Source organism: Bacillus daqingensis (assembly GCF_042654445.1).
GTDB lineage: Bacteria > Bacillota > Bacilli > Bacillales > Salisediminibacteriaceae > Alkalicoccus > Alkalicoccus luteus.
Genome location: NZ_JBHSGK010000013.1, coordinates 314,189 through 334,325 on the forward strand (window position 1 = coordinate 314,189; position 20,137 = coordinate 334,325).

The following is a 20,137-nucleotide window of genomic DNA, read 5'->3' on the forward strand; positions in this document are numbered from 1 at the left end:
TCCGGATAGACAGCAATTAAGCGGATTACTCATGCCTGATCGGATCAGTTACACGTAATACCTTTTCGCCTGATTCTATTGCGCTCATAAAGGTGAGCACCGTCTGGACAAGGTCGCGCTTAGAGGCTTCCATGCCAGATGCTTTCTCCATCATGCGGATGACGTTTCGGGAAATATCATAGCACACAGGATGGGACTTTTTCAACAACAAATACATCTCCCGATCCACTTTTTGCTCCGGATGCTGCGGCGGCAGATCAATCAGTTGGCGCAGGTGCTGGATCAGGCGCCGGAATGCAGGTGATTCACGATCAAAATTCGTGGCACTTTTTTCTTCTGCGTAATGAACGCACCGCGTAATGATATCCGGGGCCGACCGCTCCACGTAGCCGAACGCGCTTTGGATGTGAAGCGTAATGAAGCCGATTTCCGCTTCCGGCAGCAGCACGCCCGTTTCGGCTTCTATATAGCGGACTACTTCTTCGGCAATTCTGTATGTGTCATGATACAGCCATTTCGTCTCCGTTAGAAACGGATTCTGAATTTCCGTATCATCCCGCGTCCGCTGAAGCGCGAGGATGATGTGCTGCGTAAGGGCAAACAGCGTTCTGTCATGCAGTCGCTTTCCGATCGCTTTTTGAATCATGCCGATCGCCTCGTGGATGACAAGCATCGTATCTTCGGGCTCCCGGTCAAACAGGCGGTCGTACTGCTCCCGCTCGGATTCCGTGACGAGGGCATATGCTTTGTCATACGATGTTTCATTGAAAAGGTCGCCGCGCTTTTTTCCAAAGCCGATACCTCTGCCGATGAAAATCGCTTCCCGGCCTTCTTCTGCCTGGCAGATGACCACATTATTGTTCAGTGCCTTCAGTACCGTAAATTCCTGATTCATACCGGACCCTCCTACCATCTTGTACTATCATAACGAGTGGAGTGGGCCTGTGCAAGCAGGTTATACTTCCATTTTCTCCAGCAGATGGTTCTCCCAGGCGGCAGGCTTGCCAGTCGTCTTATCTACCTGCACAATACGACCGCGCCCTGTCATACAGAGCTCGTCTTTTTCGTTCAATACCATATAATGAATATCGACGGACGTGCGCCCGATTTTTGCTGCTTTCACGCCAACGCGGAGCGTTTCGCCGAATGTAATCTGACGGATATAATCGCACTGCAGGTCGCCGGTGACAATCATATACGGTCCGTTTACCCATTCGTCCATTAATCCGCCGTGCTGGAAAAAGCGGATGCGGGCTTGTTCAAAATAAATAAACGCAACCGTATTATTCACGTGACCGAACGCATCGGTTTCCGAAAAACGCACGCTGATCTCGTCAAAAAACGTAAATTCCTCTGCCCATTGTTTTTCATCCTCTATGTACGCTGGCTTTCCCATTAAACCTTCCTCCTTTTAATAGACCCTTTTTGTAAAAATACGAAACAGCGTTCAAAATGAACGATCATTCATTATTGAATGGAAAAGAAGGTGCAGAGCCGGAAAGCCGGTTGCACCTTTTAAACGATCATGCCGTGTTGTCTGATCCAAAGAAGTTCTTAAACGATTGCAGCGTCGTCGCGCGGTTCAGCGCCGCAATAGACGTCGTCAGCGGGATTTCCTTCGGGCAGGATTCCACGCAGTTCTGCGAGTTTCCGCACTGCGCAAGGCCGCCGTCCCCGTCCATAATCGTCTGCAGACGCTCTGCCTTGTGCATGGCACCAGTCGGATGCGCGTTAAAGAGACGAACCTGGGACAGTGCTGCCGGTCCGATAAACTCGGACTTGTCGTTTACGTTCGGGCATGCCTGGAGACAGACGCCGCAGGACATACATTTGGAAAGCTCGTACGCCCACTGGCGCTTCGCTTCCGGCATACGCGGTCCAGGACCGAGATCGTACGTTCCGTCGATCGGCACCCATGCTTTTACACGCTTGAGCGAATCAAACATGCGGGAGCGGTCTACCGTGAGGTCACGCATAACCGGGAACGTGCTCATCGGCTCTAAACGGATCGGCTGCTCGAGCTTATCGATCAGCGCCGTGCAGGACTGGCGCGGCTTGCCGTTGATAACCATCGAACAAGCACCGCACACCTCTTCCAGACAGCTGGCATCCCAGGCAACTGGAGTCGTGTCTTCGCCATCTGCGTTCACCGGGTTGCGGCGGATTTCCATCAGCGCAGAGATCACGTTCATATTCGAACGGTAAGGAATCGAAAATTTTTCTTCGAACGGTTTGCTATCCGGGTCTTCCTGCCGGACGATGATCAGCTCAATTGTTTTTGAGGCTGTTTCTGTGCTCATACTTTTTCACCGGCTTTCTTCTTAGAAGTATAGTCGCGCTTACGCGGCTTTATCAGCGAAGTGTCGACTTCTTCATATTCAAACTCCGGATCTTTCGTATCCGGATTATACTTCGCTTTCGTTGTCTTGAGCCAGTCTTCATCATTACGTTCCGGGAATTCCGGCTTGTAGTGAGCGCCGCGGCTCTCGTTACGGTTGTAGGCACCGATCGTAATCACTCGTGCCAGGTTCAGCATCGATTTCAGCTGGCGGACAAACATGGCACTCTGATTTGTCCACTTTGCTGTGTCAGCCAAATTGATATTGTCAAATCGCTTTAACAGCTCCTGAATTTTCTCATCTGTTTCCTTGAGCTTTTTGTTTTCACGAACTACCGTTACATTTTCTGTCATGAGCTGGCCGAGCTCCTGGTGAATCGCGAATGCGTTCTCGTCGCCCTTCATGTTCAGAATCTGATCGAAGAAGGCTTTATCTTCATTCACTTGATGCTCATAAACCGAGTCCGGAAGATCCTCAGCGGACGTTTCCAGTTCCTCAATATACTTGGCTGCGTTCGGACCTGCTACCATCCCCCCGTAAATGGAGGAGAGAAGCGAGTTCGCTCCGAGACGGTTGGCGCCGTGAATGGAATAGTCCACTTCTCCAGCAGCAAACAGGCCTGGAATATTCGTCATCTGGTCATAGTCGACCCAAAGACCGCCCATAGAGTAGTGAACCGCCGGGAAAATCTTCATCGGTACTTTACGAGGGTCATCCCCCATGAACTTTTCGTAAATTTCCATGATGCCGCCAAGCTTAATGTCAAGCTCTTTCGGATCTTTATGAGACAGGTCAAGATAGACCATGTTTTCACCGTTGATGCCGCGCTTCAAGTCCACGCAGACGTGGAATATTTCACGCGTCGCAATGTCACGCGGAACGAGGTTACCGTATGCCGGATATTTCTCCTCGAGGAAGTACCAAGGCTTGCCGTCTTCATCATACGTCCAGACGCGTCCGCCTTCTCCGCGCGCCGACTCACTCATGAGGCGAAGCTTGTCGTCGCCGGGAATGGCTGTCGGGTGAATTTGAATAAATTCTCCGTTGGCATAGTAAACGCCCTGCTCGTAAACAGCTGCAGCCGCATAGCCTGTGTTGATCATTGAGTTCGTTGACTTGCCAAACACGATACCAGGTCCGCCTGTTGCCATAATAACAGCATCAGCGCGGAAGGATTCGATCTCAGACGAGTTCAGGTTCTGGGCGGTTATGCCGCGGCAAGCTCCTTCGTCGTCCAGTACAGCGTGCAGGAATTCCCAGCCTTCGTACTTTGTCACGAGCCCGTTCGCTTCATGACGGCGCACCTGCTCGTCGAGAGCGTATAAGAGCTGCTGACCGGTAGTGGCCCCTGCATAAGCGGTGCGGTGATGCTGCGTTCCGCCGAAGCGGCGCAGAGACAGAAGTCCCTCCGGCGTCCGGTTGAACATAACGCCCATCCGGTCTAAAAGATGAATAATACCAGGTGCTGCATCAGCCATTGCCTTTACAGGCGGCTGGTTGGCAAGGAAGTCCCCGCCGTATACGGAATCATCGAAATGCTCCCACGTTGAATCCCCTTCCCCCATTGTATTGAGAGCGCCGTTAATACCGCCCTGGGCACATACGGAGTGGGAACGCTTTACCGGAACAATCGAAAATAATTTAACGTGCTTGCCTTTTTCGGCCGCTTTAATCGTTGCCATTAATCCGGCCAGACCGCCGCCGACAACGATAATATCGCCTTTACTCATAGTTGGTCACTCCTTCTTTTATGCTATACCCCTACGAACGCAAGGATGGAACGAATTCCAACAAATGTGAGAGCAAGGAATACACCGGCTGTCACATACGTCGAAATCTGCTGGGATCTCGGTGTTACCGTAATCCCCCAGGTTACTGCGAATGACCACAGACCGTTCGCGAAATGGAACGTGGTTGCTGTGATACCGATAATGTATGCAATAAGTGCGATTGGATTGGCTACAATCTCTTCCATCATCTGAAAGTTTACTTCTGCGCCGAATGCAGCTGCGATTCGTGTTTCCCAGACGTGCCACGTCACAAAGATGAGAACGAGAACACCTGAGATCCGCTGCAGGCGGAACATCCAGTTACGGAAATAGCTGAACCGGGAAGTATTGTTACGGGCTTGAAATGCGATGTAAAGTCCGTAGACAGCGTGGAAGATCAGTGGAAGAAAAATAATAAAGATTTCAAGTGCGTAGCGGAATGGCAAAGACTCCATGAACGCTGCTGCCTGGTTGTATTCCTGCTCGCCGCGGACAGCAAACCAGTTGACTGTCAGGTGAACGACCAAGAAGGCCCCGATGGCCACAACTCCAAGCAGTGAATGAAGTCTGCGGTACAAAAACTCACGGTTAGATGACATCTGTCTTTCCCCCTAAAACGATGATTTCGAACGATGAAGTCGGATAAATCAATTGTCCTCCTTTAGCTCGTGATGTCTTGCCGCCCCAAGGTGTCAGAAGGTTTTTGACAATTTTCATTTTACTCCCGGCTCGCGCCATAGTCAAGAAAGCGGATTCACAGAAGCTTTTAGAGAAAAACGTTTTTCCGTATTCAGCCGTTCCGTATGTAACGTATAAAATTGTACCACAATTTCGACACGGTTTAAGGGTTTTCTCAAAATATATCCAAATCGAGCTGAACGTCCCTGTAAAGGCGTCAATTTTGTCGAATCATGCAGGGAGCGGGCGGATATATGAAAAAAAGACCGGAAGAAAGCTTTCCCCTTCCGGTCCTGTTCAGCAATGCACACGCTGCTTTTTCGCAATATCTTTTACCCGATAATAATACGCTCGGTAGGATGTTTATACGTCGTTTTCTTTTCCTGTGCCCGGATCGAGAACAGGAAGGCGACGAGTCCGACCCGTCCGACGAGCATAAGAATCATCAGCACAACCTGACTAGGAAAGGACAAATCCGGCGTGATGCCCATCGACAGTCCGGAGGTCCCGAAGGCGGAGCTTGCTTCAAATAAAATCGCCATCAGTGCAAATTCTCCGGTTCCTTCGAAGGCGGCGATCATCATGATCGCACCGAACAGTCCGACTGCAAACACCGAGAGAACGATAAAGGCCTTCTGTTTATCTTCCGTGTGAATTTCGCGACCGAACACTTTTACATCATCACGACCGAGCGCGAAGCTGCGAATCGTCAGAAACATGACGGCAAGCGTCGTCGTCCGGATTCCTCCCCCCACACTGGAGGGACTCGCGCCGATTATCATGAGACCGGACATCAAAAGCAGGCTTGCAAGCGTCAGTTCATTCATGTCCATCGTAGAAAGGCCGCCGCTTCTTGCCGTTGCCGAATTAAACAGGGAGAAAAACAACTGGGAATGCCACGGCATCCCATCGTAAAAGGCGTTCCGCTCGAAGATCCACAGCATTGCCACCCCAATACCGAAAACGATAAAGTAGGTCGACGTGGCAATTTTCGTAAACAGGCTGAAGCGGAAGTTCGGATTCTTCGGCGAGAAATACTCGCGCAGCTCCAGCAGCACCGGAAATCCGATCGCGCCCGCAAAAATGAGCAGGATATGCACGAGCTGCACGAAGTAATCATCGACGAACGGAGCCAGGGATTCCCCGGTTATATCAAAACCTGCGTTTGTGAAGGCAGACATGGCTGAGAAAGCACCCTGATAGTATGCTTCAAATGTCGTATCAAAGTAGTTTAAGTAGTACGTACCGAGTATCGCTGCCCCGATCAGCTCGATCACGAGAGCGGTGAGCAGAATGCCGCGCATAAGACGTACAAGGCCTGAAAATGAGATCTGATTCTGGTCGACCATGATCAGCATCCGCTGCGAAAGCGGAATTTTACGCCCGAGCACCATCCATACGAACGTGCCGAGCGTCATGACCCCGATGCCGCCCAGCTGTATACCGAGCGCAAGAAAAAGTATGCCGGCCCAACTGTACGTTTCGGAGACGTTTACGACCGTTAAGCCCGTTACACTGACGGCGCTGACGGCGGTAAAGAGTGCTTCATCATATGTAACGTTCACTCCAGCCTGTGAAGAGAACGGCAGGAACAGCAGCAGGCTGATGACAAACATCGCTGCCACATAGGAGATTACAATAACGCGAAAAGGCGTGAGAAATTTCGTCATGCCCAGCTTCATACAAAACACCCGGCTTTCCAGTCAAATCATATCGCGCCTTAGTATATCACGTTCTCCCATAATCTTCTATGCTGTTTTACAGCACGAGCTTTCGGCGCCCGTACCTTCCCGTCTGGAATTATGATAGACTGAAAGCATACTTAATCAGCAGAGAAGGAATGAGATACATGTCTGAAGAACAGCAGCAAGCCGAAACAGCAGCGGGCTATGATGTCATGCGGCACGAGCTCCTTCCGATTATTCTCGGGGAAGATGAAGAAGTGATCCTTTACTGGGCGGGGAAAAGCCTCGCACGGGAGAAAAAGAAAACGGATGAAGAAGCGCTTATGCAGTGGTTTCGTACGGCGCAGTGGGGAGAGCTCCGCCTCATCAAAGAAAAGCGTGCAGAGCGTATTTACGAAGTGACGACCAGCAGCTACGAGCCAAAGCGGCCATATTCACTGGAAACCGGCTTTCTCGCCCAGGCAACCGAGCTTGAAAAGGGGCTCCTGGCAGAAGCCAACTATGAAATTAAAAAGAAAAAGCCTGTCACCTTTCACGTCACGGTGAAATGGGACAAGAAGGATCCTGCTGCATCCGCCAGTCAGGAATAATGCCTCTCCTCTCTGCCTTTTGGCTGGAGAGGTTTTTTATTGCCGGTTTTTAGTTTACAGGGTAAACTACTTACATACTGAATCATGGAGGAACAATGATGAATGAATCAAGGCTGCATCAGCTCATTGAAGAATATGCGAACGTGTATTTATTTGCGACTAAACGGCTCGACCGTGTGCTTGTCGATCAGGCAATGCCGCTCTCTCTGGAACAGTTCGGCATCCTGCGGGTGCTCCAGACTCAGGGCCCTCTGTCTGCCAAACAGATCGCTGCCGAAACAGATGTACATAAAAGTGCCGTGACGGCCAAGGTTTCCCGCCTGGAAGAACGGGGGCTCGTCACCCGAACCGTGCAGAGCATGGACCGGCGCAGCGTACTGGTTGCGCTCACCCCTGTCGGCGAAGAAGCTCTGTCTGAAGGGATGAAAACAATCACTGCTTTTACAGCGCCTTATTTTTCTAAGCTTGAGGAACATGAGTTGGAAGTCTTCCTGCGCGTCTACAGCAAACTAAACCGTATGCTCAAGGAGGATCAGTCATGAAACGGATTTTTTATCTGCTTCCCTTAATATGGGCAGCGGTTGCCGTCTGGCTCACCATCATCAGCCCGGACCTCGATCAGCTCGTGCGGGAACGAGGGCAGTTCGATATTCCCGATACGTATCCTACAGCAGTTACAGCTGACATATTGGAACGGAACGAAGCAGCTGCCGGGGAAGAAATTCTTGTTGTTTATTATGAAGAGGACGGCATTACGGCGGAGCAGGAAGAGGAAGTCGAACGCATTTTTGCTTCGCTGCCGGATAACCTGAACGGGTTCGCAATTGAAGATACAGCAACTCCCTTTGACGGCGAAGGAAGCGATGCCCTCCGCAGCGATGACAACACGACAATCATGACGGTCATCACCATCGACATGACTCTGAATGATGTGCCTGCTGTGCGCAGTCATATTGAAGACGCCGTTGAAGCAGACAGCATCCGTACGCTTGTCAGCGGCTCTCCCATTATCGAGGACGATGTGATAATCAGCTCCGAGGAAGGCCTGCAGACGACTGAAATAATTACCGTTATTTTCGTCATCAGCATCCTGCTGCTCGTGTTCCGTTCGATTGTTGCTCCGTTTGTCCCGCTTTTAACAGTAGGGGCAACGTACTTTATGACCGTACCGGTTGTCTCTTTCTTAATTGAGGGAGTCGATTTCCCTGTATCTAACTTTACGCAGATTTTTATCGTCGCTATCCTGTTTGGGATCGGAACGGATTACTGCATTCTCCTCATGAACCGCTTCAAAGAGGAGCTTGCCGTCTCCCCTGACCGGACGGCTGCTGTGGTCCGCACATACCGGGCAGTCGGGCCGACCGTATTTTCAAGCGCCCTCACCGGTTTTATCGGGTTTGCTGCAATCGGACTGGCCGATTTTGATCTCTACCAGTCAGCATCGGGCGTAGCTGTCGGGATCGTGCTGCTCGTGATTGCGCTCGGTGTCTGGGTGCCGGCCGCGATGCTGCTGCTCGGTGAAAAGCTGTTCTGGCCGAGCAAACGGGCACTTGATGCGACGGACAGCAAAATCTGGAAAGGGCTCGGCGTGTTTTCCATTGCCCGCCCCGGCTGGACCTCGATGCTGCTGCTCGTCCTGCTCGTCCCGGCCTTTCTCTTTTATGATCAGCGGCTGTCTTTCGAATCTCTCGATGAAATCAGCAGCGAGTATGAATCGGTCGAAGCCGTAGAGCTTGTTGGAGAACGCTTCGGTACCGGCTTTGCTTTCCCGGCGCAGATCGTGCTTGAATCTGACGAGCCTTGGGATCAGTCAGAGCGGATACCCATCATCGAATATGTATCTCTGCAGACGGCTCAACTGGAAGGTGTCGAAGAAGTTCGCAGCTTTTCGAGACCTGATGGTGAACGGATAGAAGATTTCCGGATTCCGGAGCTCGCAGACAGCCTTCGCGATGGCTTGGAAGAAATCGATGACGGCCTGATGGAAATCGAAGAGGGACTCCGTGAGCTCGAAGAGGATTTAGCTGAAACCCCGGATGACGATGCGTCTGAGCTTACTGATGCTGCTGATGAGCTGGAGGACGGTATTCGGACTCAGGCAGACGGGGCTGGTGAAGCAGCAGAAGCAGCAAGCGAACTTGCTGAAGCTCAAGAGGGCATCGCCAATGAACTCGCTGCCGTGCAGACAGGACTGGAAGAGGCTGCTTCGAACCCTGCACTGGATCAGCAGACAGCCGGGCTGCTTGAAGAAAGCGGCGGAGGCTTAGCAGAACTTTCCGCTGCGCTCTCCGAGACGGCCGATGGCACAAACTCACTCGCCGAGGGGCAGCAGGAGCTGCAGCAGGGTTTGGAGCAGACGGCTGACGGACAGGCCGAACTGGCGGAAGGACAAGCTGAACTGATTGACGCTCTGGATGAATCGGCGGAAGCATTTGACGAAATTGGTGAAGCTGCCGGCGAGCTGGCACAAGGAGTGGAGGACATTCGCGAAGGGCTTGAGGACGTATATGACCTGCTCGCAGAAATTGCGGAACAGCCGGCTCATCCGCTGGAAGGCTTTTACGTTCCCGAAGAGACGTGGAGTGAAGATGGCACCGAAGACCTCATAGACGCCTTTCTTTCTCCAAACCGCCAGGCAGCCACTCTGGAAGTGGTTCTCGCAGTCGATCCGTACAGCACGGAAGCGATGGAAATTACAGAAGAGATCAACGAGCAGACCGCTGCAGCACTCAGTCATTGGGACGATGTCACCTTTTCTATCGGCGGGCTTCCTGCCGTGAACGCCGACTTGTCCACGATCTCTGATCAGGACTTCGACAGAACAGCCTTAATTATGCTGAGCGGAATCTTCATCGTCTTGATCGTAATGCTTCGTTCGTTCATCATGCCGGTATATATCCTTGCATCGCTGATTGGAACGTACATTATTTCCATGGCCGTTACGGAGTTTATTTTTATTACGATTCTCGGATATCCGGGAATCAGCTGGGCCGTTCCATTTTTCGGCTTCGTAATGCTGATGGCGCTTGGAGTCGACTATTCCATCTTCCTTATGGGGCGCTTTGCGGAAAACATGCAGACAATGGACGTTCGCGAATCACTCGTCAATGCAATGACGAAAATCGGAACCGTCATTTTATCCGCTGCTGTGATTCTGGCCGGAACATTCGGAGCAATGATGCCGTCCGGCGTTTTATCTCTCGTCCAGATCGGTACGCTCGTCCTCACAGGCCTTCTGCTTTACGCCTTTGTGATGCTGCCGCTGTTCATTCCGCTGATGGTCAGACTCTTCGGTGAAAGCAACTGGCTGCCATTCAAGCCGCCGGCAAAGAAATGAAAGCTGCGCTGAGTCAATCGGCACGAACGAGCAGTGCCAACGTCAGCTGCTGGTCTCTTTCCGGAACCCACCGGCAGGGTGCTCCGTCAGCATACATTCGTTTATGAAGCTTCTCTGATTCTAAGATACGTTGATTTTCCCGCATTAAAGAGCCTCCGTCTGCTTCGAGACGGAGGCTCTTCAGAATGTTGATATAGTCGTTATAGGTGAATAAGATGGCATCTGCCTGTATCTGCGGACCTTCGCTTTCCGGAGGGAACGGGCTAAGCTAACCGCTTCCTCCTGCTGTCGGAAGCGCTGGATCTTCGCCTCGTTCTGATCCTCCAGGAGTCGAGCTCCTTCGATGCCGGCAGCTGGCAGTCTGTTTCACGTACTTGGTTAGGTCTGCACGATCGGCTTCCATACAGGATAGAACTTTCCCGATGAGGCGTTTCGATGTCGAATCGGGGTGTCCATCCTTCATCGAATTCATGATGCACGTAAAAAAGCAGTCGCGTCTGCCTGTCGTGACATTGTTCCCCACGAATCAGAGCCGTTTTCCCGATGTGTCCGAGTGAAGCCTCATCACCGTTCGAACTTGAACGGCATGACAAGCGCGAGCGGAGCCGGACCGGCTCTTGAAGGCTTCTTGTGAGAAGCCTGTGTCCGAGTGAAGCCGCGTCATTTTCCCTTCATACAGGGGTCACCCTGAGCAATAGTTGAAGGCCAGCCCACGCCAGGCTCAATAATGCAGAAGGGAAATACAAGCAAACGAATAAACATGTAAGTTGAAAACACTTATTCAACAGCCTGAAAAGCCTCCGTCTGCTTCGAGACGGAGGCTCTTGTTTTATGCCTGCTTGGCAAGCTCAATTTTTTCCTGTTCTTTTTCGTCGAGTCCGAAGTACGTGTGCAGCGCTTCGGAGGCACGGATCATATCTTTTTCCGGCACGACCGCTGATACGGCAATTTCAGAGGTGCTGACCATCTTAATCGCCACCTCTTCTTCTGCCAGCACTTTGAACATATCAGCGGCGACACCCGGATTAGAGATCATCCCGGAGCCGACAATAGATACTTTCGACTGAGAGCTCTCGTGGCGTACTTCGCTGTAGCACAGCGTTTCTTTCGCCCCGTGAATCAGGTCCAGCGTCTTTCCAAGGTTCCCGGAATCAATCGAAAATGATACGTTCACCCCATGATCGGCAGTCATCTGCTGAATAATGATATCGACGTTGATGCCTTCTTCAGCGAGAAGCTTGAACAGATTGGACATCGTATCGTAGTGGTTTGGCAGACGTTCCACGGTGACCTTCGTGACGTTTTTATCAAATGCGAGGCCCCGCACCGTTAAGTTCTGCTCCATAGTTGCTTCCTCCTCCACAATCGTTCCTTCTACATTTTCCATGCTGGACCGGACGACCAGCTTCACGTTGTAATTCTTCGCAAATTCCACTGCACGCGGATGCAGGACGCCCGCTCCTAAATGAGCAAGCTCCAGCATTTCATCATAGGAAATGCTGCCGAGCTGGCGCGCCTTTTTGACATAGCGCGGGTCCGACGTATATACCCCGGTCACATCGGTAAAAATCGAGCAGGATTCTGCCTCCAGTGCAGCCGCGAGTGCAACAGCTGTCGTATCAGATCCTCCGCGACCCAGCGTCGTAATATTGCCGTCTTCGCTGACACCCTGGAATCCGGCAACGAGTACAGCTTTACCGTCATTGAGGTGCCCTTCGAGCGTCGACGTGTTAATGTCGGTAATACGTGCATCCTGATGAACTTCTTCCGTTACGATGCCTGCCTGCCAGCCGGTCAGGGAAACAGCGTCCACGCCGAGTTCCTTCAGCGCCATAACCACCAGCGAAATTGTTACCTGCTCACCGGTCGTCAGAAGCATGTCCATTTCACGTGGATCCGGATTATCTGTGATCTCATCCGCAAGTTCCACCAGTTTATCGGTTGATTTCCCCATCGCAGATACGACAGTGACCACGCTGTGCCCCTCATCCATACCTTGCTTGATCCGTTTAGCAACACGCTTAATCTTGTCGGTATCTCCGACGGAAGTACCACCGAACTTCTGAACGATCGTAGCCAATAGTTTACGCCTCCTTCAAATTTTAAGCCGCAAAGCTTCGATATTTAAATACCTGCTTTACACCAAAAGAAAACCTGAATTTGCGCCTTTTTTCAGGTATTTCTCACACCTTTAAAAGCGTAACAAAGGGTAGATTTATTGACAAACCGTTTTAAACTCTATTTAGCGGTATCTTCCTGTAAACGGTCTCTTAAGGAGCGGGCAACTGGCTGAGGGATGCCTACTCTCTCGATTTCTTCCACTGACGCCTCTTTCAGCCGTTTGAGCGACCCAAACTCCTTTAACAGCATACGTTTGCGTTTTTCTCCAATTCCTTCAATATCATCCAGAACAGAGGTAAACATCGATTTTTTTCGTACGTTGCGGTGAAAGCTGATCGCAAATCGGTGTACCTCATCCTGTATTCGCTGCAGCAGATAGAATTCTTCACTCGTGCGCGAAAGCTCAACTGCAACCGGCGGATCGCCCATCATGAGCTGGGAGGTCCGGTGACGGTCGTCTTTCGCCAGACCGCATACGGGGATGGACAAACCAAGCTCGTGCTCGACGACCTCCTGGGCGGCGCTGATCTGGCCTTTCCCCCCATCGATGACAATTAGATCCGGAAGCGACTCTTCATCTTTAAGCAGACGGCTGTAGCGCCTTCTGACGACCTCGCGCATTGATTCGTAATCATCCGGTCCCTGGACCGAGCGGACCTTATACTTCCGGTAGTTTTTCTTATCGGGCTTCCCGTCCAGAAACGAAACCATTGCCGAAACTGGATCGACGCCCATGATGTTGGAATTATCGAATGCTTCAATCCGGTGCGGCGTATCGATATGCATCGCCTGCCCGAGCTTTTCGACAGCGACCACCGTTCGCTTTTCATCCCGCTCGATCAGCTGGAACTTTTCACGCAGGGCCATTTTTGCGTTTTTCACGGCGAGTTCCACAAGCTCTTTCTTCTGGCCGCGCTTCGGCTGGACGGCTTTAATCTGAAGAAACTCCTCCACGACCTGCGCATCCGGCTCCTGGGGAATAAACAGCTCCTTCGGCGGTTTGTGGTGCTCCTCGAGGTAAAATTGGCCGAGAAACGTATAAAAGTCGTCTACGGGGTCCTGGTAGACTGGAAACATGGAGACATCCCGTTCGATCAGTTTTCCCTGGCGTACGAAAAAGACCTGAACGCACATCCAGCCGTTATCAACGTAGTAGCCGAATACGTCCCGGTTCGTCTGCTCGGTCATCGTCATTTTCTGCTTTTCCATAACCGCTTCGATATGCTTAATCTGATCGCGGAATTCCTTTGCCCGTTCAAAATCCATCTCTTCAGAGGCAGCGTACATTTTCGCTTCGATGTTGTTCTTAATCTCCTCATGGCCTCCGTTTAGAAACCGAGTAATTTCCCTGATCATCTGCTGGTTCTGCTCCTGAGTGACATCAAATTCACACGGTGCCAGGCACTGGCCGATATGGTAGTACAGGCACACCCGGTCCGGCATCGTACGGCATTTCCGAAGCGGATACAATCGGTCGAGCAGCTTCTTCGTCTGATTCGCTGCCTGCGCATTCGGATAAGGACCGAAGTACTTGGCACCGTCTTTCTTCACCTTTCGAGTTGTAATAAGGCGAGGATGTGCTTCTTTTGTAATTTTTAAAAACGGATAGGATTTATCGTCCTTCAATAAAATATTGTATCGGGGCTCGTGCTTTTTAATTAAATTTTGTTCCAGGACGAGCGCTTCCAGATCAGAGGAGGTGACAATGTATTCGAAGTCGCGGATTTCGCTGACGAGCCGCTGTGTTTTTTTGTCGTGCGAGCCTGTAAAGTACGAGCGGACTCGATTCCGTAGAACCTTCGCTTTGCCGACGTAAATAATGCCGCCCTGTTTATTTTTCATTAAATAGCAGCCGGGCTGATCTGGCAGCAGCTGCAGCTTTTCCTTAAGCGGATCCATCGTTATCCTCCTCTCGTTTTATGTAGGGCCTTATCAGGAAAGAAAAAGGCTGCCGTCTCGAAAGACGGACAGCCGTATCGTTGTCTCATGTGCTTACTTATGCTTGTTCAGTGTGTTTACGAGCTCTTCTTTCGGCTTAAAGCCGACTACCTGATCGACAACCTCGCCGTCTTTCATCACGAGAAGCGTCGGGATGCTCATCACACCGTACTTGCTTGCAGTTTCCTGGTTCTCGTCAACATCGAGCTTCACGATTTTCACTTCGTCGCCCATGTCGCCGTCGAGATCTTCCAGAACAGGCGCGATCATCTTACAAGGTCCGCACCAAGGTGCCCAAAAGTCTGCGAGAACGAGACCTTCACTTGTTTCCTGACCGAAGTTTGCATCTGTAACGTTAGTAATTGCCATTTCTTAACTCCTCCTTCATATATCAGCCTGAGCTGTTAAATCCAGTATAACGGATACTCCCCGGGGTTGAAAAACAGTCTGCTCACAGATGTCCCGGTTCGCTGTCATCAATAGTAGCGTACCATATTTTCAAATGCAAAAAAACTGCCTGTCTCAGCTGAACCGGTTTAGGATCAGGCTTCAACGCACGTAAAAGCCCGCATCAGAAGTGTCCGGATGCGGGCCTGTCCTGTTATCAGCCTGAGACGACTGCTTTTTTGAATTCTTCGGTGAGCTTCGGCACGATGTCGAACAAGTCTCCGACGATGCCGTAGTCAGCGATAGAGAAAATATCAGCTTCCGGATCCTTATTGATCGCGACAATAATTTTGGAGTTGGACATACCAGCTACGTGCTGAATCGCACCGCTGAGACCAACTGCAATATACAGATCCGGTGTTACGACTTTTCCTGTCTGCCCGATCTGAAGCGCATAATCACAGTATTCTGCGTCACATGCCCCTCGGGAAGCACCCACTGCGCCGTTCAGAACCTCGGCCAGCTCATCGAGTATTTTAAAGTTCTCTTCGTTTTTCATGCCGCGGCCGCCGGCTACAATAACGGAGGCCTCGGAAAGATCCACGCCGGATGTAGTATTTTTCACAACTTCTTTAATGATCGTATCCAGATCTTTAATCTCTGCCTGGACTGCTTCAGCTGAACCGTTGAGAGAATTGTCCTGCTCCGGAGCTGGAATGTTGTTTGGACGGATCGTGACAAACGTGAGACCGTCTTCGATTTCCACTTTTTCAAACGCTTTACCGGAGTAGATAGGCCGGATAAACGTCGCTCCGCCCTCGATTGCAACGACATCCGATACGAGACCGGAGCCGAGACGGCTTGCAAGCTTCGGTGTAATATCCCGGCCGATGGACGTATGTCCCATCACGATGCCGTCCGGGTTTTCCTGCTCGATCACCGTCATGAGCGCCTGCGTCCAGCCTTCCGGCGTATAGTTTTCCAGCTTCTCATCGTCTACCGTGAGCACGCGGTCCACGCCGTACTGAAAAAACGCGTCTGCTGCGTCAGCAATCCCGCTTCCCAGTACAACTCCTACCGTTTCTGCACTCTCATCGATCATGTTTGCTGCTCCTACTGCTTCAAAGGAAACGTTACGGAACGCGCCATCCTTTACTTCACCAATCACGAGAAATTTTGCCATTACCAGTCACCCTTTCCTGTCCGTTTTTTGTTTATATAACTTTCGCTTCGTTTTTCAGGAGAGATACGAGTTCAGAAACCTGCTGGTCCACGTCACCTTCGAGAATCCGGCCAGCCTGTTTTTCAGGCGGAAGGTAGCGGTCCACCGTCTTTGTCTTCGGCTCTGCATCTTCTTCATCAAGGTCCAGATCGTCCAGGTCAAGCGTTTCAAGCGGCTTTTTCTTCGCCTTCATAATTCCCGGAAGCGACGGATAGCGCGGCTCGTTTAACCCTTGCTGAGCGGTCACGAGAACCGGAAGCGGCACTTCCACGATCATCTGATCCCCTTCCACGTCCTTTTCGATAACGGCACGCCCGTCACTGATATCAATCTTTACAATCGATGTCACGTGATTGATGCCGAGCTGGTCGGCAAGCCGCGGTCCGACCTGGCCGGAACCGCCGTCTACTGCAACGTTACCGCCGAGAATCACGTCTGCTTCCTGATCCTTGAAGTATGCAGTCAGAAGCGCCTGCGTCGTGAACGTATCGCCGTCTTCAATATCTTCGTCTTCGATTAATACCGCTTTATCTGCTCCCATCGCAAGTGCGGTGCGAAGCTGCTTTTCTGCTTCTTCTTCTCCGACTGTAACAACGGTTACTTCTCCTCCGTGCTCGTCGCGCAGCTGGATTGCTTCTTCTACTGCATACTCATCGTACGGGTTAATAATAAATTCCGCACCGTCTTCCACAATCTTGCCGTTTTCGATTTGAATCTTCTCTTCCGTATCAAACGTGCGCTTTAGTACAACAAAAATATTCATGCTTTTCCCTCCTGTTTATGCTGCGCTGCAATGAAGCGCTTTCATTAATTTAGTATAAAAAAGCTGTAAGAACAGCTTTATTATCGTTGATTAAAGCTCGGCTTTCGTTTTTCCAGAAAGGCGGCGATGCCCTCTTTTGCATCTTTTGTTTCAAAAACGTCACCAAACTGGACGGCCTCTTTCTCCTGACCTCGCTCAATTGGGTCGGTTTCTGCATTTTGCAGCAGTTCCATGACTGCCCGTACGGAACGGACGCTTTTTCCGGCTGCTGCTTTTGCAAGCTTTTTAGCCTCATCCAGATGGGCTCCTTCCGGAACAGTCCGGTTAACGAGTCCCCACGCTTCCGCTTCAGCTGCGGTCAACGGCTGGCCAGTGAGGAGCATTTCCATGGCCCTCGGCCTGCCTACAAGCTTCGGAAGCCGCTGCGTACCCGCAAATCCCGGAACAAGTCCCAGGTTTAATTCCGGGAGACCGAGCTTTGCGTTCTCACAGGCTATCCGCATGTGACAAGCCATTGCGAGCTCCAGTCCGCCACCGAGAGCGGCTCCGTGAATCGCGGCAATAACCGGCTTCTGAGCAGTTTCAATCTGCCGGAAAATCCGCTGGCCGTCCCTCGCGAGGTCCGCAAACTCACTCCCATGCTTAATCTCCGTAAATTCTTTAATATCAGCTCCGGCTGCAAAAAAACGGCCTTCGCCATGAAGCACGACCGCGCGAACGCTGTCATCTTCCATTATCTGCTCCATTGCACTGCCAAGCTCCTGAATCATGTCCTTGGACAACGCATTGGCAGGCGGCTTATTCATCGTAATCACTGCTGTAAAGTCATCTAGTTCTACTGAAATAAACTGCCAGCTGCTCATCGTTTCTCCTCCAGTCGTTTCGGGGATATCATGCCTTTCATTAAAAAGGCGTGCAACGGCTCCGCCAGCGGGGCAAGCTCGTAGCGGTGATCTTTCATAACCCAGTTGGTCACGACCTCATCGATCGATCCGAAAATGACCTGCCGCATCATCCGCGTGTCGATTGCTTCATCAAATGAGCCGTTTTCTTTGCCTTGTTCGATAATCGAATCGATCAGCCCGAGGTAGCCTTTCAGCACTTCATTCACTTTAAAGCGAATCGAGATGTTCGACTGCCTGAGCTCGAGCTGGGTAACGAGTGCCAGGTTATGATCTTTTTCAAGCTGAGCAAGGTGCATGTTAATTAAAATCGCCAGTTTTTCCTCATCTGAGGTAACACCTTCCAGCTTATGCTTAATGTAGTCTACGAAATGACCCATCTTCTCTTCAAACAGGGAGATGAGGATATCTTCTTTGTTTTTGAAGTAAAGATAGATTGTTCCATCTGCGACGCCGGCTTCTTTTGCAATTTTGGAAACCTGCGAATGATGATAGCCGTTTTGTGCGATCACTTTTACGGCAGCATCTATAATTTTATCGTATTTCAATCCGCGCTTTTTAGCCATGGCTTTCGACTCCTCCGGCAAAAATGAATGACTGTTCATTCATAATCAAATCATATCGAACTCCGCTCCGTGTGTCAATGACCGGAGCGGAAATTCTTTCTATCTGTATCATACCTTATCTGAACTGGTCTGACCAGCATGCTTTGCTTTTTCCTCTTCCTGGAGAGCCCGGCGCAGTACTTTTCCGACCATTGTTTTTGGCAGCTCTTCACGGAATTCATACAGGCGCGGCACCTTGTAGGACGCCAGCTGTGATCGGCAGTAGGCATTCAGCTCTGCCTCATCTGCTTCCCGGCCGTCCTTTAACACGATATAGGCCTTGACGGTTTCTCCACGGTACGGATCCGGTATCCCGACCGCGACTGCCTCTTTGACCGCTTCGTGCTCGTAAAGCACTTCTTCAATTTCCCGCGGGTAAATGTTAAATCCACCGGCAATGATCATGTCCTTCTTCCGGTCGACGATGTAGAAAAAGCCCTCTTTATCCATATAGCCCATATCACCGGTGTAGAGCCAGCCGTTTTGAAGCGTCTGTGCCGTCTCCTCGGGACGGTTCCAGTAGCCCTGCATCACTTGCGGTCCGCGGATGAGCAGCTCCCCGACTTCTTCCGGTTCAGCAGGCTCTCCCGTTTCCGCGCTCAGTATCATCACGTCTGTATCCGGCCACGGAAGTCCGATGCTTCCCTGCGGCCGTTTTCCCCACATGAGATTAAAATGGGTAACCGGAGAGGCTTCCGTAAGCCCGAAGCCTTCAGACAGCTTGCCGCCGGTCATTTGCTCAAATTTTTGCTGCACTTCAAGCGGCAGCGGGGCGGATCCGCTGATACAGACCTCAACGGAGCTCAAGTCATAGTTGGTTACATTTGGGTCATTGATCAACCCGACGTACATCGTAGGCGCTCCCGGGAAAATCGTTACTTTCTGATGTTGGATTGCCTCGAGCGTCTGCTTTGTATCAAACTTCGGCAGAATGACCATTTTGGATCGATCCATGACGGCGAAGTTCATCCCGACGGTCATGCCGTATACGTGGAAAAAGGGCAGAGCGCAAAGAATCACTTCTTCTCCGTGGTTGATGTTATACATCCAGCGGATACATTGTGTCGTATTCGCAACCAGGTTTGCATGCGTGAGCATGACCCCTTTTGCGGCTCCTGTTGTGCCCCCGGTATACTGCAGCAGCGCGAGATCCTTTTCCGGATCGACCTCGACAGGGTCCGGCTTCGCCGGCGCCTGTTTGATCAGCTTGACGAAATCATGGCACGTCTCATTGTAGGCAGGCTTTACGTTCATTCCTGTATTTTTCTTCTGGATGAACGGATAAATCATATTCTTCGGAAAAGGGAGGTAGTCTTTGATCCGCGTCACAATCACGTGCCGCAGAGATGTCTTATCCTTAACTGCTTCTACCTTCGGATATACGAGATCAAGACAGACGATAATCTCTGCGCCGGAGTCGACAAGCTGGTGCTCCAGCTCCCGTTCCACGTAAAGCGGATTTGTCTGCACGACAACTCCTCCTGCCAGAAGAATGCCGTAATAGCTGATGACCGACTGAGGCGTATTGGCGAGCATTATCGCGGCGCGGTCGCCTTTTTTCAGTCCCATTCCCTGAAGAGCCGCGGCAAATCTTGCAGCTGCTTCGTACACTTCGCGGAAGGTCATCGATTTCCCTAGAAAATCAAGCAGCTCTTTATCCGGTGTTTCAAATGCCGCATCTGCCAAGTATTGTTCAAGCGGCTTTCGCTCATAGTCGAGCTTTGCCGGAATTTCCGGCGGGTACTGCTCCAGCCAGGGCTGGGTTATCGTTTCGGTGAGCATCTCTATTCCCCCTGATGAC

General features: G+C 51.1%; 17 protein-coding genes. 3 read left to right on the forward strand and 14 right to left on the reverse strand.

All coding sequences use genetic code 11. The features are described from left to right. Positions 1 to 25: 25 nt before the first annotated feature. The 6 genes from ACFO4L_RS12840 to ACFO4L_RS12865 form a co-directional block, all read right to left on the reverse strand. Positions 26 to 895: a PRD domain-containing protein gene (locus ACFO4L_RS12840; RefSeq protein WP_377910075.1), complete on the reverse strand. Its 870-nt coding sequence runs from the start codon at positions 893 to 895 to the stop codon at positions 26 to 28. Between the two features lie 60 nt (positions 896 to 955). Continuing rightward, positions 956 to 1,396: an acyl-CoA thioesterase gene (locus ACFO4L_RS12845; RefSeq protein WP_377910076.1), complete on the reverse strand. Its 441-nt coding sequence runs from the start codon at positions 1,394 to 1,396 to the stop codon at positions 956 to 958. A gap of 127 nt (positions 1,397 to 1,523) precedes the next feature. After that, positions 1,524 to 2,300, reverse strand: coding sequence for a succinate dehydrogenase iron-sulfur subunit (sdhB, locus tag ACFO4L_RS12850; protein ID WP_377910077.1), 777 nt, complete (start codon positions 2,298 to 2,300; stop codon positions 1,524 to 1,526). Next, entirely contained in the window at positions 2,297 to 4,069 is a 1,773-nt protein-coding gene (gene sdhA, locus ACFO4L_RS12855; protein WP_377910078.1) for a succinate dehydrogenase flavoprotein subunit, read from the reverse strand. Before sdhA ends, sdhB begins: the two co-directional genes overlap by 4 nt. A 23-nt stretch (positions 4,070 to 4,092) precedes the next feature. After that, positions 4,093 to 4,707, reverse strand: coding sequence for a succinate dehydrogenase cytochrome b558 subunit (locus ACFO4L_RS12860; RefSeq protein ID WP_168005008.1), 615 nt, complete (start codon positions 4,705 to 4,707; stop codon positions 4,093 to 4,095). A 411-nt stretch (positions 4,708 to 5,118) separates the two neighbouring features. Next, the gene (locus ACFO4L_RS12865) at positions 5,119 to 6,468 is read right to left on the reverse strand and encodes a TrkH family potassium uptake protein (protein ID WP_377910079.1); all 1,350 of its coding nucleotides are present in this window, start codon (positions 6,466 to 6,468) and stop codon (positions 5,119 to 5,121) included. Positions 6,469 to 6,635: 167 nt separating this feature from the next. Between ACFO4L_RS12865 and ACFO4L_RS12870 the strand changes: the two genes are divergently transcribed. The 3 genes from ACFO4L_RS12870 (at position 6,636) to ACFO4L_RS12880 (ending at position 10,398) form a co-directional block, all read left to right on the forward strand. Further along, positions 6,636 to 7,061: a DUF2507 domain-containing protein gene (locus tag ACFO4L_RS12870; RefSeq protein ID WP_377910080.1), complete on the forward strand. Its 426-nt coding sequence runs from the start codon at positions 6,636 to 6,638 to the stop codon at positions 7,059 to 7,061. A 98-nt stretch (positions 7,062 to 7,159) separates the two neighbouring features. Next, positions 7,160 to 7,603, forward strand: coding sequence for a MarR family winged helix-turn-helix transcriptional regulator (locus ACFO4L_RS12875; protein WP_377910081.1), 444 nt, complete (start codon positions 7,160 to 7,162; stop codon positions 7,601 to 7,603). Next, positions 7,600 to 10,398, forward strand: coding sequence for an MMPL family transporter (locus tag ACFO4L_RS12880; RefSeq protein ID WP_377910082.1), 2,799 nt, complete (start codon positions 7,600 to 7,602; stop codon positions 10,396 to 10,398). Before ACFO4L_RS12875 ends, ACFO4L_RS12880 begins: the two co-directional genes overlap by 4 nt. 829 nt (positions 10,399 to 11,227) lie before the next feature. Here ACFO4L_RS12880 and ACFO4L_RS12885 read toward each other — a convergent pair. From ACFO4L_RS12885 to ACFO4L_RS12920, 8 genes are all read right to left on the reverse strand, one after another. Next, positions 11,228 to 12,478, reverse strand: a complete 1,251-nt coding sequence (locus ACFO4L_RS12885; protein ID WP_377910083.1) for an aspartate kinase — start codon at positions 12,476 to 12,478, stop codon at positions 11,228 to 11,230. Positions 12,479 to 12,636: 158 nt separating this feature from the next. Then, positions 12,637 to 14,418, reverse strand: a complete 1,782-nt coding sequence (gene uvrC, locus ACFO4L_RS12890) for an excinuclease ABC subunit UvrC (protein WP_377910084.1) — start codon at positions 14,416 to 14,418, stop codon at positions 12,637 to 12,639. Between the two features lie 93 nt (positions 14,419 to 14,511). Beyond that, positions 14,512 to 14,826, reverse strand: coding sequence for a thioredoxin (trxA, locus tag ACFO4L_RS12895; protein WP_168005001.1), 315 nt, complete (start codon positions 14,824 to 14,826; stop codon positions 14,512 to 14,514). Positions 14,827 to 15,061: 235 nt separating this feature from the next. After that, positions 15,062 to 16,027: an electron transfer flavoprotein subunit alpha/FixB family protein gene (locus ACFO4L_RS12900; protein ID WP_377910085.1), complete on the reverse strand. Its 966-nt coding sequence runs from the start codon at positions 16,025 to 16,027 to the stop codon at positions 15,062 to 15,064. Between the two features lie 31 nt (positions 16,028 to 16,058). Then, on the reverse strand, positions 16,059 to 16,829 hold the full coding sequence (locus ACFO4L_RS12905; RefSeq protein ID WP_168004999.1) for an electron transfer flavoprotein subunit beta/FixA family protein: 771 nt from the start codon (positions 16,827 to 16,829) through the stop codon (positions 16,059 to 16,061). 80 nt (positions 16,830 to 16,909) lie between these two features. Next, on the reverse strand, positions 16,910 to 17,692 hold the full coding sequence (locus tag ACFO4L_RS12910) for an enoyl-CoA hydratase (protein WP_377910086.1): 783 nt from the start codon (positions 17,690 to 17,692) through the stop codon (positions 16,910 to 16,912). Beyond that, positions 17,689 to 18,297, reverse strand: a complete 609-nt coding sequence (locus ACFO4L_RS12915; RefSeq protein ID WP_377910087.1) for a TetR/AcrR family transcriptional regulator — start codon at positions 18,295 to 18,297, stop codon at positions 17,689 to 17,691. Before ACFO4L_RS12915 ends, ACFO4L_RS12910 begins: the two co-directional genes overlap by 4 nt. 108 nt (positions 18,298 to 18,405) lie before the next feature. Beyond that, a complete protein-coding gene (locus ACFO4L_RS12920) occupies positions 18,406 to 20,118 on the reverse strand; it encodes an AMP-binding protein (RefSeq protein WP_377910088.1) in 1,713 nt (570 codons plus the stop codon). Positions 20,119 to 20,137: the final 19 nt, after the last annotated feature.